We start from the raw sequence: 25371 nt of genomic DNA on the forward strand, positions 1-25371 counted from the left end.
CGGTGGGTCGTCACCGGCTGAGACCTCAGGTCAGGCAGGCCGGGCCGAGGAGCTGCTTCAGGTCGCCCATCAGGGCCGGGGACGCGGTGACGCGAAGCTTGTCGTCGAGACGGACGACCGTCGTGCGGGGACCGTTCTGCAACTGGAGGTGGACCTCGGTCTGGCCCGGGTGGGTGCCCAGGACCTCCTTCAGCCGCTGCACGACCGGCGGGGTGACGCGGGCGACCGGCAGCGACACCGTCAGGGGACGGCCCGCGTCGCTGACGGTCAGGTCCGGCTGGGTGACCTCCATCGCGATCAGCTTCGCGGTGTCCTCGCGCTTGTCCAGGCGCGCCTTGACGACGATGATCGCGTCTTCGGCCAGGAGCGTGGAGCACAGCTGGTACGCCGAGGGGAAGATCATCAGCTCGATGGCGCCCTCGAGGTCCTCCAGGACGGTCAGCGCCCAGGAGTCGCCCTTCTTCGTGATCTTGCGCTGCAGGCCGGTGATCAGGCCGCCGACCGTGACGATCTGGCCGTCGGGGCGCTCGTCGGCGGTGAGGGCGGCGATGGAGCAGTCGACGTTGGCCGACAGGATGTGCTCGATGCCGAGCAGCGGGTGGTCGGAGACGTACAGGCCGAGCATCTCGCGCTCGAAGGCCAGCAGCGTCGTCTTGTCCCACTCCCCCGCCGGGATGGCGACGTCGAAGGTCGTGTCGACCACGCCGTCGTCGGCCCCGCCGAACAGGGAGTCCTGCCCGATCGCCTCGTTGCGCTTGATGTCGATGATCGCGTCGATGGCGGCCTCGTGCACCATCACCAGGCCCTTGCGCTCGTGGCCGAGGTGGTCGAAGGCACCGGCCTTGACCAGCGACTCGACGACGCGCTTGTTGCAGACCTGCGGCGGCACCTTGCGCAGGAAGTCCTGGAAGTCGGTGAAGCGGCCCTTCTCCTTGCGCGAGGCGATGATCGCGTCGACGACGTTGCCGCCGACGTTGCGGATCGCGGTCAGGCCGAACAGGATCTCGGTGTCGCCCTTCGGGGTGAAGTCGGCGTCGGACTCGTTGACGTCGGGCGGGAGCACCTTGATGCCCATGCGGCGGCACTCGTTGAGGTAGAGCGCGCTCTTGTCCTTGTCGTCCTTGACCGAGGTGAGCAGCGCCGCCATGTACTCGGCCGCGTAGTTGGCCTTGAGGTAGGCGGTCCAGTACGAGACCAGGCCGTAGCCGGCGGTGTGCGCCTTGTTGAAGGCGTAGTCGGAGAAGGGCAGCAGGATGTCCCACAGCGCCTTGATCGCCGCGGCGGAGAAGCCGTTGGACTTCATGCCGGACTCGAAGGTGGCGTACTGCTTGTCCAGCTCCGCCTTCTTCTTCTTGCCCATCGCGCGGCGCAGCAGGTCGGCCTGGCCGAGCGTGTAGCCCGCGACCTTCTGCGCGATCGCCATGACCTGCTCCTGATAGACGATCAGGCCGTAGGTCGTGTCGAGGATCTCCTTGAGCGGCTCTTCCAGCTCGGCGTGGATCGGCGTGATCGGCTGCTGGCCGTTCTTGCGGAGCGCGTAGTTGGTGTGGGAGTTGGCGCCCATCGGACCGGGCCGGTAGAGCGCGAGGGCGGCGGAGATGTCCTCGAAGTTGTCGGGGCGCATCAGCCGCAGCAGCGAGCGCATGCCGCCGCCGTCCAGCTGGAAGATGCCCAGGGTGTCGCCGCGGGCCAGCAGCTCGTACGCCTTCTTGTTGTCGAGCGGCAGCTCGAGCAGGTCGATGTCCTCGCCCTTGTTGAGCTTGATGGCCTTGAGGCAGTCCTGCATGATCGTCAGGTTGCGCAGGCCCAGGAAGTCCATCTTCAGCAGGCCGAGCGTCTCGCAGGTCGGATAGTCGAACTGCGTGATGATGACGCCGTCGCTGTCGCGGCGCATGATCGGGATGTGGTCGGTCAGCGGCTCGGCCGACATGATCACACCGGCGGCGTGCACGCCGGTCTGGCGGATCAGGCCCTCCAGACCCTGCGCCAGATCCATGATCTGCTTGACGTCGGTCTCTTCTTCGTACAGCTTGCGCAGCTCACCGGCCTCGCCGTAGCGCGGGTGCTTGTCGTCGAAGATGCCCGACAGCGGGATGTCCTTGCCCATGACCGCAGGCGGGAACGCCTTGGAGATGCGGTCGCCGAGGGCGTACGGGAAGCCGAGGACGCGGCCGGCGTCCTTGATCGCGGCCTTCGCCTTGATGGTGCCGAAGGTGGCGATCATCGAGACCTTGTCGGCGCCCCACTTCTCGGTGACGTAGCGGATCGCGTCGGCGCGCCCACGTTCGTCGAAGTCCACGTCGATGTCGGGCATGGACACGCGGTCGGGGTTGAGGAACCGCTCGAAGATCAGTCCGTGCGGCAGCGGGTCGAGGTCGGTGATGCCCATGGCGTACGCGACCAGGGAGCCCGCCGCGGAGCCACGGCCCGGGCCCACCGCGATGCCGTTGTTCTTGGACCACATGATGAAGTCGGCGACGACGAGGAAGTAGGAGGGGAACCCCATCTGGCAGATGACGTCCATCTCGTACTCGACCTGCTTGCGGTGCTCCTCGTCCACCCCGTCGGGGAAGCGCCGCTCCATGCCCGCCCACACCTCTTTGCGGAACCACGACTCCTCGGTCTCACCCTCGGGGACCGGGAAGCGGGGCATGAGGTTGCGGAACTCGAACATGCCGGTCGAGTCGACCTTCTCGGCGACCAGCAGCGTGTTGCGGCAGCCTTCGGCCCAGATGTCGGAGGTGTCGATCGCCCGCATCTCGTCGGCGGACTTGAGGTAGTAGCCGGAGCCGTCGAACTTGAACCGGCCCGGGTCGGCGAGCTGCTTGCCGGTCTGGATGCACAGCAGCGCGTCGTGCGCGGCCGACTCGGCCTCGCGCGTGTAGTGGGAGTCGTTGGTGACGACGGGCGGGATGCCGAGCTTCTTGCTGATCTCGATGAGGCCGTCGCGGACCCGCTTCTCGATGGACAGCCCGTGGTCCATGATCTCCAGGAAGTAGTTGTCCTTCCCGAAGACCTCCTGGTATTTGGCCGCCGCGGCGAGCGCCTCGTCGAAGTGGCCGAGCCGCAGCCGGGTCTGCACCTCGCCCGACGGGCAGCCGGTGGTGGCCATCAGGCCGGCCGAGTGCTCCTGGAGCAGCTCGAAGTCCATGCGCGCCCACTTGCGCACGAACCCCTCGGTGTAGGCGCGGCTGGTGAGCTTGAAGAGGTTGTGCAGGCCTACTTTGTCGCGCGCCCAGATCGTCTTGTGGGTGTAGTGACCGCCACCGGAGACGTCGTCGCTCTTCTGGCTGGGCTCGCCCCAGCGCACCGGCTGCTTGACGAAGCGCGATGTGGGCGCGACGTAGGCCTCGATGCCGATGATCGGCGTGACCTCGGCGGCGGTGGCCTGCTTGTAGAAGTCGTAGGCGCCGTGGGTGTTGCCGTGGTCGGTCATCGCCACCGCGGGCATGCCCTGCTTGCCGACCTCGGCGAACATCTCTTTGAGACGGGCCGCACCGTCAAGCATGGAGTACTCGGTGTGCACGTGTAGATGCACGAACGAGTCACTCATGCGCGACGCCTCCTCAGGGCATGCGGCAGCAACGCGTGCCGGGGGACACGCGCCGTCGTCGCAGGGTTCGTTGTCTCTTGCACCACCGGTCGCACGGCGGTCCCAAGAGCCTAACGGGTCCCACCGACGAGTTCGGGACTCGACACTCAAGATGTCCGAAACGCCGCGTTCGCGGGCGTGATCACTCCCGTAACGACCCGCGCACGCTCCGGCGTCTTGTATGGTCAGGCCCATATTCGGGCATCAAGCCAGTCCGTGCGAACGGTGAATTTCGGAGGCGGGACGTGTCGAGGACGATGGATCCCCCGGGCACGCTCGCCGGCGACCCGGGACATGAGGGCGACGAGGACTACGCCAAGTCGCTGAGCAACCGCCAGGTCCGGATGATCGCGATCGGCGGCGCCATCGGCGTCGGGCTGTTCCTCGGCGCGGGCGGCAAGCTCGCCGCGGCCGGGCCCGGCCTGATCCTGTCGTACGCCGTGTGCGGGATCGCCGCCTTCTTCGTCATGCGGGCGCTCGGCGAGCTCGTGCTGCACCGGCCCACCGCGGGCAGCTTCGTCTCGTACGCGCGGGAGTTCATCGGCCCCTGGGCGGGCTTCGCCAGCGGCTGGCTCTACTGGCTCAACTGGGCGATGACCGGCGTCGCCGAGACCACCGCCGTGGGGATCTACGTCCACCGCTGGCTGCCCGGCGTGCCGCAGTGGATGGTCGCGCTGGCCGCCCTGGTGGTCCTGCTCACCGTGAACCTCCTGTCCGTACGGCTCTTCGGGGAGCTGGAGTTCTGGTTCTCCGTCATCAAGGTGCTGGCGATCGTCACCTTCCTGGTCGTCGGGCTCGGCCTCGTGCTGACCGCCGCCGGCGTCGGGCACGAACACGCGAGCCCGGCGAACCTCACCGCGCACGGCGGCTTCCTGCCGCGCGGGCTGCCCGTCGTCCTCATGAGCCTGCAGGCCGTCGTCTACGCCTACTCCGGCATCGAGATGGTCGGCATCGCGGCCGGCGAGACGCAGCATCCGCGCCGGGTCATGCCCCGGGCGATCAACGGGGTGATCTGGCGGATCGGCATCTTCTACGTCGGCTCGGTGATCCTGCTCGCCATGGTGCTGCCCTGGACCGCCTACAGCGCCGGGGAGAGCCCGTTCGTGACCGTCTTCTCCCGGCTCGGCGTACCCGGCGCCGGCGACATCATGAACGCCGTCGTGCTCACCGCGGCCCTGTCGTCGTGCAACTCCGGCCTGTACGCCACCGGCCGCATCCTGCGCTCCCTGTCGAGGCGCGGCGAGGCCCCGGAGTTCGCCGGCCGGATGAACGCCCGGCACGTGCCGTACGGCGGGATCCTGTTCACCGCGATCGTGCTGACGCTCGGCGTCGGGCTCAACTACGCGGTGCCGAAGATGGCCTTCGACATCGCCACGTCGGCGTCCGCCCTCGGCGTCGTCGCCGTCTGGGGGACGCTGGTGTGGTGCCAGCTCCGGCTCCGCGCCGCCGCCAACCGCGGCGAGGTCGCCCGGCCCTCCTTCCGCATGCCGGGCGCCCCCGTCACGAACTGGCTGACCCTCGCCTTCCTCGCCGTCGTGGTCGTGCTGATGCCGTTCGCGGACGAGGCCAACCAGATCGCGTTCTGGTGCCTGCCGGTGGTGGTCGTGGTGCTGTTCGCGGGCTGGCGCGTCGTACGCCGGCGGCTCACGCCCGCGACAGGTCCCGTTCCTCCGACGCCTGCAGGCCCGCCTCGATCACCGCGGTCATGATGCGGGCGATCCGGTCGGCGCCGAGCCCCGGCGCGCGCGCCGCCATCGCCTCGACGATCTGACGCTCCCGGTCCAGGTCGCGGCCGGCGAAGCCGCCCACCGGCTTGAGCCGCTGCACCAGCCCGGCCAGCTCGGCGCGGCGTTCGAGGAGCGTGGCGAGCGCCGCGTCCACCCGGTCGATCTCGGCGCGCGCGCCGGCGACGGTGGCGGGCTCGCCGTCGGCGAGCAGCGGTGCGAGCAGGGCCGCGCGGGCCCGCGCCTCGGCCACCCGCCCGGCCTCGGCGTCCTCGCCGAGCAGCAGGCCGCGCGCCCCGGCGGACAGGGCCGCCGTGGCCAGCGCCGGGTCGGACGACACGTCCACGAACACGGGCCGGCGGCGACCGGCCTCCCGCACGAGGGCCAGGTCGAGGGTGTGGTGCGGCAGATGGGTACGCGTGCCGGTCTCGCAGAGGACCACCTCGTGGTTGCCCTCGGCGACGCAGTACTCGGCGGCCGACAGCCACTCCTCCAGCGTGGCCGCCGGGGCCCGCTGGATCACCACCGGACGGCCGGTGCGGGCGACCGCGCGTAGCAGCTGGAAGTCCTGCATCCAGGCCGCGCCGACCAGGACGCCGTCGGCGTGCTCGGCGATCGCGGGCAGGTCGAGGGCGGAGAACGGCTCGACGAGCAGCGGCCCGGCGTACGCCCGGCGCAGCGCAGTCAGCTCGGCGGCGGCGTCCGCGCGGCCGTGGCGGTGGCGGAGGCTGATCATCGCGACGTCCGGCTCGGCGGCGAGCCCGGCGATGATGACGGCGCCGCCCGGATCCAACAGGTTCATGGTGTGTCCCTTCGGGCGGCCCGCCCTCCGGAGACGAGCCGCCCACGTGTGTCGTGGAAAAGCGAAAGGCAGAGCCTCGTGGGCTCTGCCTTGTGCCGGCTCGGGAGGTCGTCGCGGTCAGATCACGGCGACCGGCTCACCCGGAGCCGGCGACGTAAACGCGAAATAGCGACGATCCATGTGCCGATGGTAACCGGCCGTGCACCTCGAGCGCCATCTGCCGGAACCGTCCGTCTCGTTATATGAGACGGACGGGAGGATATCCTCCTGGAATGGACCGGGAAGTAGCGAAATACCGGCAACATCCCACGGAGCCCGGCGTCGACCTGCTCAGCGCGCGCTTCGTCACCCACCGCTACACCCGGCACGCGCACGCGACGTACACGATCGGGCTGATCGAGTCCGGGGTCGAGGAGTTCCAGCACGCCGGGAGCCTGCTGCGGGTGACGTCGGGCCAGGTGGCCCTGCTGAACCCGCAGGTGGTGCACACCGGCCAGGCGGGCGTGCCGGAGGGCTGGCGCTACCGGGTGCTGTACCCGGCCGTGGACCTGGTGCGGGAGGTCGCCGCCGAGCTGGGCGCGCCCGGCGGCACGCCGCACTTCCCCGCGACGGTCGTGGACGACCCGGCGGTGGCCCGCCTGCTGCGCTCGGTCCACGCCAGCGCCGCGCGCGGCGACGCCCTCGCGTCGTCGTCCGCGCTGCGCACCGCGCTGGCCTCGGTGCTGAGACGGCACGCGGCCCGGCCGCCCCACGCGGACGACGAGGGCACGGCGCCCCGGGCGGTGCGCGCCGCACGCGACCTGCTGCACGCGCGGCCGGACGACCCGCCGTCGCTGGACGAGCTCGCGGCGGCCGTGGGGAGCCGCCCGTTCGTGCTGCTGCGCGCGTTCCGCGCGGCATACGGCCTGCCGCCGCACGCGTATCTGACGAACCTGCGCGTGCAGCGGGCACGGGCCCTGCTGGACGCGGGCCTGCGCCCGGCCGAGGTGGCCACCGTGGTCGGCTTCACCGACCAGGCCCACCTGACACGCCACTTCAAACGCGTCGTCGGCGTCCCACCCGGCGCCTACGCTCTCGGCCGCACCGCCTGAGACCCCGGCCTCTGCGCTTGCACGAGCCGATCATCCGGCCGCTCGCGCCGCTGCGCACGCGTTCCCCACGGCCGGCGGCCCGCCCCCGCACGCGCACCAGCCGAACCTCCACCCCTGACACGCCACCGCGAACGCGCCGTTCGGCGTCCCGCCCACCCCCGCGGGCGCGCCGCTCGAAGCCCCTCCCGTTCGTGCAATTTCGTGCAAGACGGTGGTGCGGGGCGGTTTCTAGGGTCGGGGCATGGATTCGACGACGCGGCCCGCGGTACGGGACGGGCTGGGTGTGGGGTTCGCGGTCGGGCTGTCCGGGGTGGCGTTCGGCGCCGCCGCGGTGGCCGCCGGGCTCAGTGTCGCGCAGGCGTGCGCGCTCAGCCTGGCGGCGTTCTCCGGGGCCTCGCAGTTCGCGCTGGTCGGCGTGGTGGCCGGCGGCGGGAACCTGATCGCCGGGGCGCTCGGCGCCGTGCTGCTCGGCGGGCGCAACACCCTGTACGGCCTGCGCCTCGCCGAGGCGCTGGGGGTGCGCGGCTGGCGGCGGGCGCTCACGGCGCACGTCGTCATCGACGAGACGACGGCCGTGGCCACCGCCCAGGACGGCCGCCGGGCGACGCGCGCCGGGTTCTGGGCGACCGCGATCAGCATCTTCATCGTGTGGAACGTGATGACGCTGCTGGGCGCGCTGGGCGCCTCACGACTGGGGAACCCGGACACGTACGGGCTCGACGTCGTGGGCCCGGCGGCGTTCCTCGCCCTGCTGTGGCCCCGCCTGCGGAGCGGCGCCGCCGAGCGGCGCGTCGCGGTCCTCGCCGCGCTGGTGGCGATCGCCACCACTCCCCTGCTGCCGCCGGGCATCCCGGTGATGCTCGCCGCGGTGGCCGCCCTCGCCGGCGTGTCGCGGCACCGCCCGCGCGACGCGGCCGGCCCCGAACCCGAGCCCGTCCTGACCGGCGGCCCCGGGGAGGAGCGTTCATGAGCTCCGTGGGAGGCCGGAACACAGTGTGTTCCCTGACGGAGGAGTGCTCGTGAACGTGTGGATCGCCCTGCTCGCGACCGGGCTGGGATGCTACGGACTCAAGCTGGCGGGCCTGGTCGTGCCGCAGCGTGTCCTGGACGACCCGCGGATTCGCCGCTTCAGCGAACTGGTACCGGTCGCCCTGCTGACCGCGCTGGTCGTGGTCCAGACACTGGCGAGCGGCCGAACCCTCGAACTGGACGCGCCACGGCTGGCCGGCCTGGCCGCCGCCGTGATCGCTCTGCTCCTTCGCGCGCCGTTCCTGGTGGTACTCCTCGTCGCCGCCGCGCTCACGGCCGGCCTCCGCCTCCTCGGCGTCTGAGCGCCCCGGCGGCGAAGTCGCGGACCGCGCGGAACCGGCTGTCGCTCTGGCCGGGTCAGGCCATGCGCCCCTGCGGTTCCGTCGGACGGGGGGCGTTTCGCGGTCGATCTGGAACCTCGGTGACGAGCGCCGCGCGGCCATTCTGCTAAGGCGCCGCCCGTCGCTTTGTAGAAAATCACCTCCTGACTCCATCGTTGACAGCGAAACTTTCCTTCTTCACTCTCAGGGGCACCCAGGCAGGCCTGCCACATCCCATCCCTCTCGGATCTACCGAACGGAGGCAGTCATGGGTTGCTCTAACAGCGGTGCACCCGCCTACGGCGAGATGTCGTGGTTCTGCTGCGGCGCCGCCTGGGGCCCCTGCGGCAGCGCCGGCGGCGGCGCCTGTGGAACCTGCAACTCCAGCTCCCACCAGTGCGCCTGGCCGAACGCCTCGGACGCGTGCTTCAACATCACCCGGCCCGACCAGTGTGGTGAGGGCCTGGCGCGGCGTACGTGCGGCCACGTCTTCTACGTCACCAGCCAGTGCAGCGGTTCGTGCGTCAGCGTCTCGATCGCCGACTGCGGTCCGGACACCAACTCGTTCTGCGGCGAGCGGACCTGCTGCGGCTCGGCCTGCGCCAGCAACCGGCTCATCGACCTGACGCCCTCCGCGTACAGCGCGATCGCCAGCCTCTCCACCGGTCTCTCCCCCGTACGCATCGACAGCTAGCCGGAGGCCCCGCCATGCCCAGTACCGACCGCCGCCGGTTCCTCAGCTCCGCGGTGCTCGGCGGCACCGCCGTCGCCGGCGCCACCGCGCTCGGCTCCCTCGCCCCGGAGACCGCGTTCGCCGCGCCGCGGATCGACCTCGATCCCGGCGCCCGCGACCCGAACTTCGCCGAAGGCCGGATCACCGCGATCAGCGGTTCCCTCCTCAAGGTCTCCGGCTCCGACAAGGCGCTGCACCGCGTCTACGTCACCCACGGCACGAGCGTCTGGAAGCTCCGCCCCACGACGTTCGACGAGATCAAGGTCGGTGACGGCCTGTACGCCCGCGGTGTGAAGATGCCCGACGGCGCGCTCGCCGCCGACGCCGTCTGGGTCAACATCGTCAACCTGGACGCCGCGATCACCGCGATCGACTCGGGCAGGCTGCACCTCGACCACCACGGCAACAAGGTCGTCGGCCACGTGGTGACCGGCACCACCGCCGCGGTCTACAACCACACGCCGGCCATCTCGGACCTGTCCGGGCTCCAGGTCGGCAAGCACGTCAAGGTGATCGGCGCCTGGCGGCCCGACACCAACGAGGTCGACATCGCGACCGTCTACGCCGGGATCTGAGGAGGGAGTTCACCATGCTCGAGTGGCCGGCGTCGGTCCAGCCCCTGTTCATCGGCGGCACGCTGCTGTGGTCGGGCGGGCTCAAGTGCCTCGGCCGGTCCGCGCGGCGGTCCGCCGAACGCTCCGCGCTCCCCTCGTTGGTCGGCGAAGGCCGGGCCCTGTTCGCGTACCGGCTGACCGGGGCGCTGGAACTGGCGCTGGCCGCCGTGCTCCTGCTCCCGCCCGCGTACGCCGCGGAGGCGGTCGCGGCCGTCGTCCTCGGCGTGGGGTTCCTCGGGTACCTCACCTACGCCAAGGTGGCCGCACCGGACTCCTCCTGCGGCTGCCTCAGCAAGCGGCGTACGCCCGTGACCTGGCGTTCCTTCGCCCGCGCCGGGCTGGTCACGGCGGCGGCGCTGCTGGGCACGCAGGCGGACGCCTGGTGGGCCGGCGGGCTCGGCGCGGGCACCGCCGTCCTGCTCGTCGCCGAGGTGGCGGCCCTTCTCGCGCTGTCTCCGGAGGCGGACGGCCTGTGGCTGCTGCCGCTGCGGCGGCTGCGGATCCGCATGCGCCACCCGCTCGCCGACCGGTCGTTCGAGATGCCGCTGGAGTCCAGCCTGCAACAGCTCCTGGCCAGCCCGGCGTACCGGCAGGTCAGCCCGCTGCTCAGGTCGGGTCTGCGGGAGACGTGGGACGAGGAGGACACGCGGATCCTCTGCTACACGGCCGAGTACGAGGGCACCGCCGCCACCGCGGTCTTCGCCGTACCGCTGCGGCACTACCTCCCCGAGGAGGTCCGCGTGGCCCTGGTCGACGAGTCGTCTGAGAGCACGCTGCTGGTCGGAGTCTGACCCTTACGGCGGTGACCCGCGGCGCGGGTCACCGCCGTGCGCGTCAGGGCAGGATCTCGAACCGGGTGGCGATCTCACCGAACAGGGCGGCGTCCTCCTCGGGCACGGACGAGCCGAGCCCCAGGCAGAAGTGGACGCCGTCGACGGCGACGAAGTACTCACGGACCGCCCAGACCCGCCCCGCGTCATGCAGCGCGCACTCCAGGAGGGCTCCCTCCCGGCCACCGACCCGAGCGTCGGTGATCCGGAAGTCGGTGAACCCCGAGCTCTCCAGTGAGGTACGCGCGCCCGCCGCGATGTCGCCCGGGCTTCCCGTCCGCCGGTTCGGCGCGCGGAAGACGATCAGGCTGTGCCGGCGATCCGTGCGCTGGCCGAACCGCGCCGTCTCCCACGGGCTGTTCTTCAGGTTCGGCGGCCGCTCGTCCCAGTCCTCGGGGACCTGGACGGCGTAGCCGAACTGGGATTTCTCGATGCGCTGCCACGACATGGGCTGCTCCTCGGCGTCCATCCGCCGAAGGTGCCTGAGGGCAGCGGTGTAGGACTCGCCGGTACGGCGGGCGCGTTCGCGGACGCGGCGCTTGAAGTGCTTGTTCGCTGTCATCAGGGCCCTCGGCGAACCACGGGACTCGGCCCCCGGCGAGGAGCCCGTGGCGGGCGGATGACCAGCGATCCGGGAAGACCAGTCCCCTTTGCCTCCACCAGGCGGCCCTGCCGGGGAGGGCCGAAGGAGGTTCGGCGGTGGATCGACGCCGCCCTGAGGATAACCCCTCGCGCGCCGTAGGGCCATCGGGGAGCGGGCGGCCTCAGGCGGGGCCGATGCCGCGCATGACCGTGGCGACGAGGCCGTCGGTGAAGCCGGGCGGGATCTCGATCTCCTCGGCGGGGACGCCGCGCAGGAGGTTCGGCAGGACCATCTCGTGGCAGGCGCCGACGATCATGACGGCGGCGGACTCGGGATCGGCGTCCGGCGCGAGGCGGCCGAGGTCGCGTTCCGCGCGCAGGTAGTCCGCGAGATGCGCGCGCAGGCCGCGGCCGCCGGCCATGGGGTTCGGCAGGCCGGCGAACCGCGTGAGCACCTTCGGCTGGGCGAGCAGGCCCGCGAAGGCCGGCAGGATCGCGACGTGCAGCCGCAGGCCGTGCTCGACGTAGGCCCGCAGGTTGTCCGCGACCTCGCCGGCGCCGGCGCGCGCCGGCGGCGTACCCAGCGAGCGCTCGACGGAGCTCACGTGGGCGTGCAGCGCCTGGGCGAGCAGGTCCTCCTTGTCGGCGAAGTGGTTGTAGAGGACGCCGTCGGCGACCCTGGCCTCGCGGGCGATGTCGCGCACGGTCAGCCCGGCGGTGCCCCGCCGGGCCATGAGCGCCTCCGCGGCGGCGATCAGATGGTCGCGCAGGCTCTGGTCGCCGCCGCGCAGGGCGGACGCTCTTCTCGGTGACATCACGTCGCATCGTATTGGCGCCGCGCGCCGGCCGAGGGTCAGGGGCGCGTGGCCGTGATCAGCCAGGCGGCCCCGCGCAGCCGTACCGCGCCGTCCTTCTCGAAGGAGCGCATCGCCGTGGTCAGCGCGTCGCGCGCCCGGGAGGCGAGGGCCGGGCCCATCTGGTCCAGGGCGGACCGTACCGGCCCCCAGGCGCCGACGAAGGCGGCCGCGTCCTCCGCGTCGTGCCCCCACACCTGGGTGGCGTCGACGGGTGTGGACGTGACGTCCGTCAGGCCGGCGTCGGTGAAAAGCCGGCGGACGTGGTCGGGGTCGGCCAGCGACTCGGGTCCGCTCGCGCCGGGCGCGGAGGCGGGGCCTGACGGGCGCCGGCCGCCGACCGCGGCGAAGACCGTCCCCAGGTCGCTGTCACGGAGGTGCCGCAGGCTCAGGAAGGCCACCCGGCCGCCGGGCCGCAGCGCGCGGGCGACGTTGGCGAACGCGGCGACCGGATCGGCGAAGAACATGACGCCGAACCGGCTGACCGCCACGTCGAACGCCCCCTCGGGGAACGGGTGGACCTGGGCGTCGGCCTGCTCGAAGGTCACGTTGGCGACTCCCTCCTCGGCCGCGGTGGCCCGCGCCCGCTCCAGCATCGGCGCCGACAGGTCCACGCCGGTGGCGTGCCGGCCGCGCCGCGCGGCCAGCCGGGTGAGCTGGCCGTTGCCGCAGCCGATGTCCAGGACCCGGTCGCCCGCGCCGATGGCGGCGGCCTCCAGCAGCGGCTCGTTGAAGCCGCTGTTCACGGCGTCGTAGCGGCTCTGGTTGGCGGCCCAGTGACCCCCTTCGTAGCCGTTCCACGCCTCGGCCTGCGCCGTGTTGACGATCGTCGTCATGACACTCCCCCGCCACATCGTTATGAACGTATGTTCATGAACGTACGTTCATAACGTCCTCGTCGTCAAGTGCGAGGGGTGTCCAGCGGCGGTACCCGACGACGGTCACGCCGGGAGTGGAGTAGTAGGGATCGGCGGCGAGGATGTCCCGCAGGCCGCGCTCGTCGGTACGGAAGACCAGCAGCGCCCCCGATTCGTCGGCCCACGGCCCGGCGATCGTCAGGGTCCCCTCGGCGCGCAGGCGGGAAAGTCGCTCCCGGTGGGCCGGCCGCGCCGCGAGCCGTCGTTCGTCATCGTCGAAGGCGAGTTCGAGTACGTACATGTGCCGCACGCTAGGGCCGTGTTGCCCGCCGGCGCTGTATCGGCCGATACTCCGGTTCATGCCGGATGACGTCGCGACGCTGCGGGCCGTGCCGCTCTTCGCCGGCCTGGACCGGCGGCGGCTCACCTCCCTGCTCGGCCGGTCCACCGCCCGCACCGTCACCGCCGGTACGGTCGTCGCCCTGCGGGGCGACCCGGCCGGCCACCTCATCGTCGTGGAGGCCGGGGCGCTGACCGCGGTACGCGAGACGGCGCGGGGACGGCGGCTGCGGCTCGGGGAGTTCGCGGCGCCGTGCACGGTCGACAAGGCCGCCGTCCTGGCCGGCCGGACCCACACCGCGACATGGCTCGCGGCGACGCGCACGCGGATCCGGCTCGTCCCGGCGGGCGACCTGCTCACGCTCATCGACGAGGTGCCCGGCGTGCGCCACCACGTCCTGCGCCACCTGGCCGGCCGGCTGCACGACCGCCAGGACGACCTGGTGCGGGTCGCGTTCGGCGACACCACCGCACGCGTCGCCGGCTGGCTCGCGCGCGCCGCCGTACGGCCCGGCGACCGGGTGATCCTCCCCGGATCTCAGACCGGCCTCGCCGAGAGCGTCGGCGCGTCCCGTGTGGCGGTCAACCGCGCGCTGAGCGCGCTGGCCACCGCCGGGCTCGTGCGGACCGAGCCCGGCGCGGTCGTGGTCCTGGCCCCCGAGGAACTCGCGGCACTCGCGGCCGAGTGATCCGGACCGGCCGCGCCGGTCAGGACTCGGCGGCGGCGACCTCGAGGGCGTGGGCCAGGTCGTCCGGGTAGGGGCTCTCGAACTCCACCCAGTGCCCGTCGGACGGGTGGTCGAACCCGAGGCGGACCGCGTGCAGCCACTGCCGCCGCAGCCCCAGCCGCGCCGCGAGCGTCGGGTCGGCGCCGTACGCGAGATCACCCGCGCACGGATGGCGTACGGCGGACATGTGCACCCGGATCTGGTGGGTGCGGCCGGTCTCCAGCTTGATGTCGAGCAGGCTGAGCGCGCGGAACGCCTCGATCGTGTCGTAGTGCGTCACCGAGGGGCGCCCGCCCGCGACAACGGCGAACCGGCCGTCGCCGGAGGGGTGCCGGTCGATGGGCGCGTCGATCGTGCCCCGCAGCGGGTCCGGATGTCCCTGGACGAGCGCCTGGTAGCGCTTGTCGACCGTGCGCTCCTTGAAGGCGCGCTTCAGCATGGAGTAGGCCAGCTCGCTCTTGGCCACGACCATCGCGCCGGTGGTGTTCGCGTCGAGGCGGTGGACGATGCCCTGGCGCTCGGCGGCTCCGCTGGTGGCGACCGTGTGGCCGGAGCCGAGCAGCCCCTCCAGCACCGTGGGCCCCGTCCAGCCGGGGGTCGGGTGGGCGGCGACGCCGATCGGCTTGTTCACCACGACGATGTCGGCGTCCTCGTACAGGATGGTCATGCCCGGCACCGGCTCCGGCCGCGGCTTCGGCGCCGACGGCGGGGCGGGCAGGGTGACCTCGAGCCAGGACCCCGCCTGCATGCGGTCGGACTTGGCGCCGGCCTGGCCGTCGACGAGCACGTCGCCGGCGGCGATCACCTCGGCGGCGCGGGTGCGCGAGAGCCCGAACAACCGCGCGAGCGCCGCGTCGAGGCGCTCGCCCTCGAGCCCGTCGGGCACGGGCAGGCTGCGATGCTCGGCCATCAGTGTTCGGCGTCCGGTCGGGGGCCGCCGCTCTGGTCGTCGCCGGCCACCGAGGCCTCCCGCCGGTCCGCGGCCGGCGTCTCCGGCTCGGCGGCCTCGCCGGGCGCACCGGCCTCGGGCTGCTCGGGTTTCTCAGGTTTCTCGGGTTTCTCGGGCTTGTCGTCGCGCTGCACCGTGCCGTCCACCTGCAGACCTCGCGAGGCGAGCAGGACGGCCAGCACGCCGCCGCAGACGATCGATGCGTCGGCCAGGTTGAACACCGGCCAGTGCGGCAGCTCGATCCAGTCGACCACGTGCCCGCGGAACACCCCGGGCGAGCGGAACAGGCGGTCGGCGAGGTTGCCCAGGGCCCCGCCGAGCAGCAGGCCGAGCGTGACGGCCCACGGCAGGCTGCGCAGCCGCCGCGCGTAGCGCAGGATGGCCACGACCACGCCCGCCGCGATCACGGTGAACACCAGCGTCATGCCGGTGCCGATGTTGAAGGCGGCACCGCTGTTGCGGATCACCCGCAGGGTCAGCAGGCCGCCGAGCAGCTCGACGGGCTGCGGCCGGTCGGGCAGCGTCGCCACCACGATCGCCTTGCTGATCACGTCGAGCGCGAACGCGGCGATCGCGATGGCGACGAGCACGCCGATACGCCGTGGCCGGACGCCGGCGTCTTGCCCTGGGTTCATGGCGTCGCTCAGCGACGCTCCTCTCTCTGTTTGCATATCACGCATAGGGTCGCACGCGGGAAGGCCTGCAGGCGCGCCTTCCCGATCGGCTGCCCGCACGACTCGCACACACCATAGGTGCCCTGGCCGATCCGGTCGACCGCGCGCTCGTTCTGCGCGAGCAGATCCCGCGCGTTGTAGGTGAGCGCCATCTCGTGCTCACGCTCGAACGTCTTGGCCCCGGCGTCGGCCTGGTCGTCGCCGGCCCCCTCCGTCACATCGTTCATCCGCTCGGCGATCTGCGACTCGGCCGCGGCGATCTCCGAACGCAGAGCCGTCATCTCCAGTTCCAGCCGGTCACGTACGTCGGCGAGCTCGCCCGCCGTCCAGTGACCTTCCCCCTGGCGGACCGGCAACCGCTTGGCGGTCGCCGGGGAGATCTTTCGTCCCGTCGCGGACGCGCGCCGTGTGCCGGTGCGTGTCGCGCGAGGCGCCTCAGCCGTGGGATTCCTATCCTTCGGGCCGGCAGTGCCGTCCATAGTCGGGCCCCCCTTGCGCCGATCATCTCTGGCAGTGCGGGAAGCATAGGTCGCGCGTCATCGAGACGGCAAATGACCAGGTCTTGTAACACGCCGCATATGTCCTAATACAGGCGGTTAGCAAAGCCGACGCCGACCGGCCGCTTACCCAAACTTGGCGCGGAACGCCGGTCCGAACCCCGTCGTTCAACCGCCAAACATCCGATTTTCCCCGATCACCCGACCGAAAACCCCCGGACGCGACCGGGTCCTGTACGCCGCCCGTACATAACCGGGAAGAACTCATCGCCCTCTGTGCGTTATGGTCGCTATCGGCAAGGCGTTGATGGGGACACCTGCCGCCGTACGCAACCATGAGCGACCCGGAGACGGTGCGAGTCCGGGGGTGTGCCCGGCGATCTGATCACCCCGTAGCCGCCGGCAGAACGGTCACCTCGACCCAGTAGACCCGGCCGCCGAGCATGAATGAGCGGGTCGCTCCCTTTCCGGGGCGGCCAAGGAGGGTGGTACCGCGGGGCCCACGCGCCTCGTCCCTCCGGTCCACGTGTCAATGCCGTGTCGCCGGAGGAGTCCCATGGCCGAAGAGCTGCGAGCGCGCCGGATGCGCGCCCTTCCCACCCAGGTCGACCTGCCCGCCCTGGAGCGCGAGGTGCTCACGCGCTGGCGCGAGGACAAGGTCTTCGAGCGTTCGCTCGACCAGACCGCCGGCGGAGACCCCTGGGTCTTCTACGAGGGCCCCCCGACCGCCAACGGCATGCCCGGCGTGCACCACGTCGAGGCGCGCGTGTTCAAGGACCTGTTCCCCCGGTTCAAGACCATGAAGGGCTTCCACGTCCGCCGCAAGGCCGGCTGGGACTGCCACGGACTGCCCGTCGAGGTGGCCGTGGAGCGCGAGCTGGGCCTGACCGGCAAGAAGGACATCGAGGAGTACGGCGTCGCCGAGTTCAACGCCCGGTGCCGCGAGTCGGTGCTCCGCCACGTCGACGCGTTCGAGGCGATGACCGAGCGCATGGGCTACTGGGTCGACCTCGCGCAGGCGTACCGCACCATGGACCCCGAGTACGTCGAGTCCGTCTGGTGGTCGCTCAAGGTCGTCTTCGACAAGGGCCTGCTGGTCCGCGACCACCGCATCAGCCCGTACTGCCCGCGCTGCGGCACTCCCCTGTCCGACCACGAGCTCGGCCAGCCGGGCGGCTACGAGACCGTCACCGACCCGACGGTGACCGTGCGCTTCCCGCTCGCCGAGGGGCCGCTCGAGGGCACCGACCTGCTCGTGTGGACCACGACTCCCTGGACCCTCGTCTCCAACACCGCCGTGGCCGTCCACCCGGACGTGACGTACGTGGTCGCGGCGCGCTCCGGCGAGCCCGGTCGCGTGATCGTCGCGGAGCCGCTGTTCGCCCGCGTCCTCGGCGAGGGCTGGCACATCGTCTCCCGGCACTCCGGGTCCGAGCTGGCCGGCACCGCCTACCGGCCCCCGTTCGACCTGGTGGAGGTGCCCGACGCCCACCGGGTGCTGACCGCCGACTTCGTCACCACCGAGGACGGCACCGGCCTGGTGCACCTGGCGCCCGCGTTCGGCGCCGACGACTTCAACGCCTGCCGCGCCGCCGGGCTGCCCGTCGTGAACCCGGTCCGGCCGGACGGCCACTTCGACCTCACCGTGCCGCTCGTCGGCGGTGTCTTCTTCCGCGACGCCAACCCGCGCCTCATCGAGGAGCTGAAGGAACGCGGCCGGCTCTTCCGCACCGAGGCGTACGAGCACAGCTACCCGCACTGCTGGCGCTGCCACACGCCGCTCCTGTACTACGCGCTGCCCGCCTGGTACATCAAGACGACCGTGATCAAGGACCGGCTGCTGGAGGAGAACGCCGCCACCAACTGGTTCCCCGAGACGATCAAGGAGGGCCGGTACGGCGAGTGGCTGCGCAACAACGTCGACTGGTCGCTGTCGCGCAGCCGCTACTGGGGCACTCCCCTGCCGCTGTGGCTGTGCGCCGCGGACCACGTGACGTGCGTGGGATCGCTGAAGGAGCTCGGCGAACTGGCCGGTACGGACCTGAGCGCGCTCGACCCGCACCGCCCGTACGTCGACGACGTCACCTTCGCCTGCCCCGAGTGCGGTGACGAGGCCCGCCGCGTGCCCGACGTCATCGACGCGTGGTACGACTCCGGCTCGATGCCGTTCGCCCAGTGGGGCGCCCCGCACCGGCAGAAGGAGACGTTCGAGTCGTCCTACCCCGCGCAGTACGTCTGCGAGGCGATCGACCAGACCCGCGGCTGGTTCTACTCCATGATGACGGTCGGCACGCTGGTCTTCGACCGCTCGTCGTATGAGAACGTCGTCTGCCTCGGGCACATCCTCGCCGAGGACGGCCGCAAGATGAGCAAGCACCTCGGCAACGTCCTGGAGCCGATCCCGCTCATGGACAAGCACGGCGCCGACGCGCTGCGCTGGTACATGGCGGCGGCCGGCCAGCCGTGGGCGGCCCGCCGGGTCGGCGACGCGGCGCTGGAGGAGATCGTCCGCAAGGTGCTCCTCACGTACTGGAACACCGTCTCCTTCTTCGTCCTCTACGCGAACGCCTCGGACTGGACGACCGAGACGCCGGCCCCGGCGCCCGCGGACCGTCCGCTGCTGGACCGCTGGGTGCTCGCCGAGCTGCACCGGACCGTACGCGAGGTCGACGAGGCGCTGGAGGGCTTCGACACGACGGCGGCCGGGCGGCGGCTCACCGAGTTCATCGACGACCTGTCCAACTGGTACGTCCGCCGGTCCCGACGCCGATTCTGGGAGGGCCCGGAGGGCGGGCCGGCCAACGCCGCCGCCTTCGCGACCCTGTACGAGTGCCTGGAGACGCTGAGCCGGCTGATGGCGCCGATGGCCCCGTTCCTGACCGACTACGTTTGGAACGTGCTACGCCGGGACGACGCCCCGGACTCGGTGCACCTGGCGAGCTGGCCGACGGTGAACGAGACACTGGTCGACCCCGCGCTGAGCGAGCAGATGGCGCTCGTACGGCGGCTGGTCGAGCTGGGCCGCGCGGCGCGGGCCTCCTCCGCCGTCCGTACCCGCCAGCCGCTCGGCCGCGCTCTGGTCGGCGCGCCGGGCTGGGACACGCTGCCCGGCGAGCTCCGCGCGCAGATCGCCGACGAGCTGAACGTCCAGGGGTTCGACACCCTCGCCTCGATCGGCCGTGACCTCGTGGAGTACGTCGTCAAGCCGAACTTCCGCGAGCTGGGCAAGCGGTTCGGCAAGCAGACGCCGCAGGTCGCCCAGGCGATCACGTCCGCCGAGCCCGCGGCTCTCACTCACGCGCTGCGCGAGTCCTTCACCGCGACGGTCGACGCGCCGGAGGTCGGCAAGGTCGAACTGACCCCGTCCGACGTGATCGTCACCGAGCGGCCGCTGAGCGGCTGGGCGGTGGAGAGCGCCGCCGGGGAGACGATCGGCCTGGACCTGACCGTCACGCCGGAACTCCGCCGCGCCGGTCTCGTACGCGAGGTGATCCGCCTGGTGCAGGACGCCCGCAAGAACGCCGGCCTGGAGATCACCGACCGGATCGAGCTGTGGTGGCGCACCACGGACGCCGACCTGGACGAGGCCCTGACCGAACACGGTGCCGAGGTGGCGAGCGAGGTGCTCGCGAACACCTGGCACGACGACGAGCCGGAGGAGGAGCTCCCGTCGAACCGGGACGACGGCCTGCGCCTCACCTTCTGGCTGCGCAAGGCGTCCTGACACTTCGCGGGGGGCGGGGTCGCCGTGGGCGGCCCCGCCCCCCGTTCACGTACGGCCGTCAGAGCGCGGCGGCGTAGGCCTCGGCCAGGCGTTCCATCACGCTCGGGCCGTCGCGTTCCGGCGGCGGCGCGCCGAGATGGATGGTCCGCAGCTCGGCCATGAACTCGGCCCACAGCTCCGGGCCGCCGGCGGCGAGGAGCTCCGCCCGCACGCGCAGCCGCTTCGTTGTCGGCCGGTGGCGCACCCCCCAGTCGCCGAGCTGCGCGAAGACGGGCACCAGCTGGATCGCCGCCTCGGTCAGGCTGTAGGCCGCCCGCCGTCCCGGCCCCGCGTCCTCGCGGGTCAGCAGGCCGGCGTTCACCAGCCGCTTCAACCGGTCGGCGAGGATGTTGGAGGCGATCCCCTCCTCCGAACCTGCGAGCAGCTCCCTGAAGTAGCGCCGGCTCCCGAACATGACGTCCCGCAGCACGAGCAGACTCCAGCCGTCGCCGAACGCCTCGACCGCGGCGTTGATCGGACATCCCGAACGCGCTGACTGCACCAACGCAGATCCCTCCCTCATCCGATTGCAATATACAACCGGATGACCTAATGTCGCCTTACCGATTGCAAAATGCAAGCAGATGGCGGAGGCGATGATGGGCGACACCGAGCGGCAGATCGCGGGCGGGAAGGTGCTCTGGCACTTCACGATGTCGCTGGACGGCTTCGTGGCGGGGCCGGACCACGCGATGGACTGGATGGCCGGCACCTCGTTCCGGCCCGGCCTGGTCGACGAGTACGTCGAGACCACGGGCGCCATCCTCGGCGGGCGAGACGGCTGGGACGCCGCGATCGATGACAAGCGCCCGTACGGCGGCGCCTGGGAGGGCCCGATCTTCGTGCTCACCCACCACCCCGAGGACGCGACGCCCGCCGAAGGGATCACGTTCCTGAACTGCGACCCGGCGGAGGCGGTGCGGATCGGGCTGGAAGCGGCCGGCGGGAAGAACCTCGAGGTGTTCTCGCCCACCATCGGGCGTCGGCTTCTCGAACTGGGCCTGATCGACGAGATCGACCTGCACGTCGCCCCGGTCCTGCTCGGCGACGGCATCCGGCTGTACGACAACCCCGGCGGTGAGCCCGTCCGCCTGCACCGGGTGGGCGAAGGCGACCCCACGTCGGCCGTGAACGTACGTTACCGGCCCACCCCGACGGTCTAGGGTCCTAGCCGCGCCGGCGGCGGCGTAGTGCGCGCTGCTGGTCGCGGAACTCGCGGTGGATCTCGCGCTGCTTCTCGCGGAACTCCAGGTGGATGCGGCGCTGTTCCTCGTGGAGCGTGCGGTGGTCCGGCTTGCCGGACAGGTCGGCGCCGTCCGCGGTCCGGCGCTTCACGTCCACGCCGCCGAGCAGGTTGAATCCGGTGAGCCGGACGACCGGGGCGGCCGCGTCGACCGTGTCCTCCGACGGCAGTGACGTGCCGCCGAGCACCGCGGCGATCGAGTTCACCACGCGCACGCCCGGCGGAACGGTGATCTGCACGCCGCCCATGACGGTGACGATGTTGATCGTGACCTCGCGCTGCGACAGCACCGCCTGCCGGAGGTCGAGCTCGACGCCGCCGCAGACCGCGACCACGTTGGTCCGGGGTTCGATCAGCCAGCGTCCCCGCCGATCGGCGCCGCTGAAGATCGCGACGATGTTCGGCGTGCCGGACTGGGGCGGGGGCAGGTCGTCACGGACGGACGGCCCGGTCTCCGGCGGGCGCACGCCGCCGGTCGCCGGCAGGTCCTCCACGATCGGCGCCAGCTCGGCATACGTCTTCGCCTCGTAGACCGCGTCGAGGCGTTCGGCGTGTTCCTCGGCCGTCAGCCGGCCCTCGGCCAGCGCCTCCCGCAGTTGTTCGGCGACCCGATCGCGGTCGGCGTCCGAGGCGCGCATGCGCGCCGGATCGGGCTCGGAAGGCTTTCCTGAAAGCTCCACAGGGGCATCATTCCGCACGAGGCAGGAAGAGCCAACGCGGAGAGCGCCTCCAGACGCAGCGGCGCCGTTCCGTCGCCCCGCCCTCACCGCCGGCCGCACGATTCCGGGTTGCCGTCGGCCGCCGGAGGACGTTAGCGTCCGCGGCCGTGGACACCTTCCGTGCCGGCCGGCAGCTTCGGCTGATCGCCGAAGTGCTGGCGACGAGTGCGGCATGCGAGGTTCCGGTCTGGCTCCGGGGCGGCTGGGCGATGGACTTCTTCCTCGGCGAGGTGACACGGGACCACCGTGACATCGACTGGTTCGCCTGGGCCGGTGACGCGGAACGTCTGGGCGCGGAGCTCGCCCGGCGGGGGTACCGGCCGGTGGCGGGCCTGCCGCCGGAACAGCAGCTCGACATGCTCAAGGACGGGCAGGACCTGAGCTTCAACCTGATCCGCCGCGACGGATCGGGACGCGTCGTGGTCGGGGGTGGCCCGTGGGCGGGCTCACCGTGGCCGGAGGACCTGCTGGAGCCGCACACCGGCCGCATCGGGAGCCTCTCCTGTCCGATCATCGCTCCCCGTGCGCAGATCGAGATCAAGCGGATGATGCCGGTCTGGGTGCCGGGCAGTCCGCGCCGCGCCAAGGACGCCGAGGACATCGCGCGCCTTGAAGCGGCCCTTGCCGCGGGCGGGCCCGAACGTCCGCCTCCGTAGGACGCACCGCCTTCCGGCGCCTGGCCGTTACCGGCGGAGGCCGGTCCCGCGCATACGAAAAGGACCCGGGCGGAGCCGGGTCCTCTGCGGTGTGGGCGAGCTCAGTAGGAGTCGTCCGAGGGATCCTTGTCGGGCTGGCACACCAGGCAGGGGGTGCAGCCGCGCTCCTTCGCCTCGGTACGGGTCAGCGACTCCAGGTCGTCGGCGTCGTCCGCGATGTCCTCGATGAGGGCGCAGTTGGGACGGTGGTAGCGCTTGGTGCCGCTCAGAATGCGGACGAGCGAGTCGTCCGACGCCGCGTCGTCCTCAGAGGCGTCGTCGTCGGAGGCGTCGTCGTCGGAGGCGTCGTCGTCGGAGGCGTCGTCGTCGGAGGCGTCGTCGTCGGAGGCGTCGTCGTCGGAGGCGTCGTCGTCGGAGGCGTCGTCGTCGGAGGCGTCGGACTCGGCGTCGTCGGCCGGCTTCGGCGTCTCGTCCTCGTCCTCGTCGCCGGTCGCGGACTCGTCCGTGTCGGCGGGCTCCTCGTCGGCCTGGTCGTCGGGCCGATCCTCGGCCTCGTCGGCCGCCCGGTCGTCGGCGTCGTCGGACCGGCCGGTCTCGGTCACCGCCGTTTCGGCCGAATCCGTCTCGGCCGAGTCCGTCTCCGCGGGGGCCTCGGCGGCCGGCTCATCCTCGGTCTCGGACGGCTGCTCCGCCGTCTCGGAGTCCTCCACGGACTCCGGCTCCTCGGCGGCCTCCGGCTCCGACGGCGCCGGGGTGGCGGCCTCGGGCTCGGCGGGCTCCTCGGCGCGGGCCGCGTCGTCGTCCTCGGCGGGCGTCTCGTCGCTGGTCCTGGCGTCGTCCCGGTCCAGCGGCTCGAAGAACGACCGGCTGCGCGCCAGCGGTCGTTCGGCGGCCGGTTCGGACGGCTCCTCGGCGACCTCCGACTGCGGCTCCGCGTCGGTCTCCTGGTCGGTGTGGTGGTCGGCCTCGTGGAGGGTGTCGGCTTCGGACGTCACGGTCGACTCGGCCGCCGCTGGGGACTCGGCTGCGGGTGCGGTCTCGTCGTCGTCGAGCCGGGTGACGGGCAGATCCGTGCGCGTCACCGAGGCCGGGTCGTCGGCCCTGGGAGCGGTGAGCTCGGCGGTGTCCGCCGCGGTCTCCAGGGACTCGGTGGGGCGGGCGTCCTCGGGGGACGCGGGTGTCTCGGCGGCGGGCTCGGTCTCCGTGACCGCCGCTCGGGCCGCCAGTGCCGTGTCGGGGAGACAGGCCGTGCAGGCGGTGAAGCCCTCCTCGCGCGCCTCGACGTAGGTGAGCTCCTCCTTGTCGCGGCCCGCCAGCTGGCGGCAGGTCTCCAGGTGGTAGCGCTTACGGCCGGGGATCACATAGACGCTCGTCTCGGGGGGCACGTCGATCGCGGTCGTCGGGACCACCGAGACCGGTGCCTCCTCGCCCGCGCCCACGCGTGCCTTCGCCTTGGCCGTACGGGCGGTCTTGGACCGCGCCGCGGACCTCTTGGCGGACGACTCCGCCTCGGCGCTGCCGAACAGCTCCTTGCGGCGTAGGAACACCCCGATGGCTAGGCAGAGGGCGGAGATGATGCTGATCCCGATGGAGACGTAGATCAGCTTCAGTCCGTCAAGCCCCGCAACCTCGTGCCCGGTGTTGCCCGTGACGATGCCCGTGACTAGCAGGGCGATCGCCAGGACGACGAGCACACCACTCAGGATGATCACGCAGGTCTCCCTCTAACCGACCGTCGTACGGAGATGCGCAGCAACGCTAGCGCAACTTCGGCCGATTCGGTCGCCTCCAACCGGCTACCACTTTGTTCGAGGCTGGACATTCGCCTCTCGCGACGCGCGCTTGATCAGCGGCGGTCGTGCGGCGGGTTGTCGGCGGTGTGGAACCCTCCGGTGGCGTGCTGGGCGTGCTGCGGCTCGGGCTGGTGCTGCGGGAAGGGATTCTGGCCGGTGTTGGCCGGTCCGACCGACGGCTGGCCGTTGCGCACCTCGGCGTGCTGGGGCATGGCGGGCTGTGCGGGCTGCGGACCCGTGCCGCCCGGGCCGACGCCGAACGGCGCGTTCTGGCTGGCTCCGGCCTCCAGCTCGCGCAGCTGGCCCTCGAGGTAGGCCTTCAGGCGGCTGCGGTATTCACGCTCGAAGGCGTTGAGGTCGTCGACCATGCGCTCGAGCTCTTCACGCTGCTGCACGAGGGAGCCCATCGCCTGACGGTGGCGGTCCTGGGCGTCGCGCTCGAGCGACTCGGCGCGGGCTCGGGCCTCGCTGACGATCTGCTCGGACTGCCGGCGGGCCTTGCCGAGGATCTCCTCGGCCTCGCGGCGGGCGCGGCCCAGCGTCTCGTCGGCCTCGCGGCGCGCGTCGGCGATCGCCTGGTCGGCCGTCTGCTGCGCGAGCGCGAGCACGCGGGCGGCCGTGTCCATGTTGTCCTCACCCGGGCTGCTCACCGGGGCGGGCGGCTGCGGCGCGACCGGGGGTATGCCGAGGCTGCCCAGCATCGGCTCCGGCTCCGGCTTGGGCTCCGGAGGCTTGGGCGGCTCGGGCATGTGCGTCATCTCGGGCTTGGGCTCGACGATGGGAGCGGCCATCGCCGGAACCTTGCCACGAAGGCACTCGGCGAGCTTGGCCCGCAGCTCCTCGTTCTCCTGGATGAGCCGGTCGAGCTCCGCCTCGACCTCGTCGAGGAAAGCGTCGACCTCCTCTTCGTCGTAGCCCGGCCGAAGCCGGGTGGTACTGAACTGCTTGTTCCGCACATCCGCGGGTGTCAGCGGCATCTGGT

At 71.8% G+C, this 25371-nt stretch carries 25 protein-coding genes; 10 read left to right on the top strand and 15 right to left on the bottom strand.

The window, feature by feature from the left end; all coding sequences use genetic code 11:
- Positions 1-25: 25 nt before the first annotated feature.
- A complete protein-coding gene (dnaE, locus tag QSK37_RS00790; RefSeq protein ID WP_285616826.1) occupies positions 26-3553 on the bottom strand; it encodes a DNA polymerase III subunit alpha in 3528 nt (1175 codons plus the stop codon).
- A 284-nt stretch (positions 3554-3837) separates the two neighbouring features.
- On the opposite strand from dnaE, the gene QSK37_RS00795 reads away from it, so the two are divergent.
- Positions 3838-5301, top strand: coding sequence for an amino acid permease (locus QSK37_RS00795; RefSeq protein WP_285616828.1), 1464 nt, complete (start codon positions 3838-3840; stop codon positions 5299-5301).
- On the opposite strand, the gene QSK37_RS51395 is transcribed toward QSK37_RS00795, so the two are convergent.
- Positions 5237-6118 carry a chorismate mutase gene (locus tag QSK37_RS51395; RefSeq protein ID WP_349497934.1) on the bottom strand — a complete coding sequence of 294 codons (882 nt, stop codon included), beginning with the start codon at positions 6116-6118 and terminating at the stop codon, positions 5237-5239. The genes QSK37_RS00795 and QSK37_RS51395 overlap by 65 nt on opposite strands.
- A 272-nt stretch (positions 6119-6390) precedes the next feature.
- Here QSK37_RS51395 and QSK37_RS00810 point away from each other — a divergent pair, with 272 nt between their 5' ends.
- The 3 genes from QSK37_RS00810 (at position 6391) to QSK37_RS00820 (ending at position 8540) form a co-directional block, all read left to right on the top strand.
- Positions 6391-7209 (top strand): AraC family transcriptional regulator, encoded by an 819-nt coding sequence (locus QSK37_RS00810; protein ID WP_285616829.1) that lies wholly within the window; start codon positions 6391-6393, stop codon positions 7207-7209.
- Between the two features lie 241 nt (positions 7210-7450).
- Positions 7451-8179 carry an AzlC family ABC transporter permease gene (locus QSK37_RS00815; protein WP_285616830.1) on the top strand — a complete coding sequence of 243 codons (729 nt, stop codon included), beginning with the start codon at positions 7451-7453 and terminating at the stop codon, positions 8177-8179.
- A 49-nt stretch (positions 8180-8228) separates the two neighbouring features.
- Positions 8229-8540: an AzlD domain-containing protein gene (locus QSK37_RS00820; RefSeq protein ID WP_285616831.1), complete on the top strand. Its 312-nt coding sequence runs from the start codon at positions 8229-8231 to the stop codon at positions 8538-8540.
- Between the two features lie 315 nt (positions 8541-8855).
- Here the strand turns inward: QSK37_RS00820 and QSK37_RS00825 are convergent, their stop codons facing one another.
- Both QSK37_RS00825 and QSK37_RS00830 read right to left on the bottom strand, forming a co-directional pair.
- Entirely contained in the window at positions 8856-8993 is a 138-nt protein-coding gene (locus tag QSK37_RS00825; protein ID WP_285566490.1) for a hypothetical protein, read from the bottom strand.
- 57 nt (positions 8994-9050) lie between these two features.
- On the bottom strand, positions 9051-9221 hold the full coding sequence (locus tag QSK37_RS00830) for a hypothetical protein (RefSeq protein WP_285566493.1): 171 nt from the start codon (positions 9219-9221) through the stop codon (positions 9051-9053).
- A gap of 45 nt (positions 9222-9266) precedes the next feature.
- Between QSK37_RS00830 and QSK37_RS00835 the strand changes: the two genes are divergently transcribed.
- Entirely contained in the window at positions 9267-9866 is a 600-nt protein-coding gene (locus QSK37_RS00835) for a DUF5666 domain-containing protein (RefSeq protein ID WP_285566495.1), read from the top strand.
- A 14-nt stretch (positions 9867-9880) separates the two neighbouring features.
- Positions 9881-10696: a MauE/DoxX family redox-associated membrane protein gene (locus QSK37_RS00840; RefSeq protein ID WP_285616832.1), complete on the top strand. Its 816-nt coding sequence runs from the start codon at positions 9881-9883 to the stop codon at positions 10694-10696.
- Positions 10697-10739: 43 nt separating this feature from the next.
- Here the strand turns inward: QSK37_RS00840 and QSK37_RS00845 are convergent, their stop codons facing one another.
- The 4 genes from QSK37_RS00845 to QSK37_RS00860 all read right to left on the bottom strand — a co-directional run bounded on the left by QSK37_RS00845 (position 10740) and on the right by QSK37_RS00860 (position 13329).
- On the bottom strand, positions 10740-11297 hold the full coding sequence (locus QSK37_RS00845) for a hypothetical protein (protein WP_285616833.1): 558 nt from the start codon (positions 11295-11297) through the stop codon (positions 10740-10742).
- A gap of 202 nt (positions 11298-11499) precedes the next feature.
- The gene (locus QSK37_RS00850) at positions 11500-12132 is read right to left on the bottom strand and encodes a TetR/AcrR family transcriptional regulator (protein WP_285616834.1); all 633 of its coding nucleotides are present in this window, start codon (positions 12130-12132) and stop codon (positions 11500-11502) included.
- A 38-nt stretch (positions 12133-12170) separates the two neighbouring features.
- Entirely contained in the window at positions 12171-13007 is an 837-nt protein-coding gene (locus QSK37_RS00855) for a class I SAM-dependent methyltransferase (protein WP_285616836.1), read from the bottom strand.
- A 34-nt stretch (positions 13008-13041) separates the two neighbouring features.
- Positions 13042-13329, bottom strand: coding sequence for a YciI family protein (locus QSK37_RS00860; protein WP_285616837.1), 288 nt, complete (start codon positions 13327-13329; stop codon positions 13042-13044).
- Between the two features lie 58 nt (positions 13330-13387).
- Here QSK37_RS00860 and QSK37_RS00865 point away from each other — a divergent pair, with 58 nt between their 5' ends.
- The gene (locus tag QSK37_RS00865; RefSeq protein ID WP_285616839.1) at positions 13388-14056 is read left to right on the top strand and encodes a Crp/Fnr family transcriptional regulator; all 669 of its coding nucleotides are present in this window, start codon (positions 13388-13390) and stop codon (positions 14054-14056) included.
- Between the two features lie 19 nt (positions 14057-14075).
- Here QSK37_RS00865 and QSK37_RS00870 read toward each other — a convergent pair whose 3' ends face one another.
- From QSK37_RS00870 to QSK37_RS00880, 3 genes are read right to left on the bottom strand one after another with little or no spacing between them, the layout of a single operon-like run.
- Positions 14076-15005 (bottom strand): RluA family pseudouridine synthase, encoded by a 930-nt coding sequence (locus tag QSK37_RS00870; RefSeq protein ID WP_285616841.1) that lies wholly within the window; start codon positions 15003-15005, stop codon positions 14076-14078.
- Positions 15005-15679 (bottom strand): signal peptidase II, encoded by a 675-nt coding sequence (gene lspA, locus QSK37_RS00875; RefSeq protein ID WP_349497935.1) that lies wholly within the window; start codon positions 15677-15679, stop codon positions 15005-15007. The genes QSK37_RS00870 and lspA overlap by 1 nt, the downstream gene beginning before the upstream one ends.
- A gap of 8 nt (positions 15680-15687) precedes the next feature.
- Positions 15688-16098: a TraR/DksA family transcriptional regulator gene (locus QSK37_RS00880; protein ID WP_285567187.1), complete on the bottom strand. Its 411-nt coding sequence runs from the start codon at positions 16096-16098 to the stop codon at positions 15688-15690.
- 673 nt (positions 16099-16771) lie between these two features.
- Here QSK37_RS00880 and ileS point away from each other — a divergent pair.
- The gene (gene ileS, locus QSK37_RS00885) at positions 16772-19939 is read left to right on the top strand and encodes an isoleucine--tRNA ligase (protein WP_285616842.1); all 3168 of its coding nucleotides are present in this window, start codon (positions 16772-16774) and stop codon (positions 19937-19939) included.
- A 58-nt stretch (positions 19940-19997) separates the two neighbouring features.
- On the opposite strand, the gene QSK37_RS00890 is transcribed toward ileS, so the two are convergent.
- Positions 19998-20501, bottom strand: a complete 504-nt coding sequence (locus QSK37_RS00890) for a winged helix-turn-helix transcriptional regulator (RefSeq protein WP_285616845.1) — start codon at positions 20499-20501, stop codon at positions 19998-20000.
- A 61-nt stretch (positions 20502-20562) separates the two neighbouring features.
- On the opposite strand from QSK37_RS00890, the gene QSK37_RS00895 reads away from it, so the two are divergent.
- Positions 20563-21141, top strand: a complete 579-nt coding sequence (locus QSK37_RS00895) for a dihydrofolate reductase family protein (protein WP_285616846.1) — start codon at positions 20563-20565, stop codon at positions 21139-21141.
- A 4-nt stretch (positions 21142-21145) separates the two neighbouring features.
- Here the strand turns inward: QSK37_RS00895 and QSK37_RS00900 are convergent, their stop codons facing one another.
- On the bottom strand, positions 21146-21859 hold the full coding sequence (locus QSK37_RS00900) for a DUF1707 SHOCT-like domain-containing protein (RefSeq protein ID WP_432705540.1): 714 nt from the start codon (positions 21857-21859) through the stop codon (positions 21146-21148).
- Positions 21860-22047: 188 nt separating this feature from the next.
- On the opposite strand from QSK37_RS00900, the gene QSK37_RS00905 reads away from it, so the two are divergent.
- Positions 22048-22596 carry a nucleotidyltransferase domain-containing protein gene (locus QSK37_RS00905; protein WP_285616848.1) on the top strand — a complete coding sequence of 183 codons (549 nt, stop codon included), beginning with the start codon at positions 22048-22050 and terminating at the stop codon, positions 22594-22596.
- Between the two features lie 101 nt (positions 22597-22697).
- Here QSK37_RS00905 and QSK37_RS00910 read toward each other — a convergent pair whose 3' ends face one another.
- Together QSK37_RS00910 and QSK37_RS00915 are read right to left on the bottom strand one after the other, a co-directional pair.
- Positions 22698-24308 (bottom strand): hypothetical protein, encoded by a 1611-nt coding sequence (locus QSK37_RS00910; protein ID WP_285616849.1) that lies wholly within the window; start codon positions 24306-24308, stop codon positions 22698-22700.
- 134 nt (positions 24309-24442) lie between these two features.
- Positions 24443-25366 (bottom strand): DivIVA domain-containing protein, encoded by a 924-nt coding sequence (locus QSK37_RS00915; RefSeq protein ID WP_285566525.1) that lies wholly within the window; start codon positions 25364-25366, stop codon positions 24443-24445.
- Positions 25367-25371: the final 5 nt, after the last annotated feature.

It is taken from the genome of Actinoallomurus iriomotensis, assembly GCF_030269445.1.
GTDB lineage: Bacteria > Actinomycetota > Actinomycetes > Streptosporangiales > Streptosporangiaceae > Actinoallomurus > Actinoallomurus iriomotensis.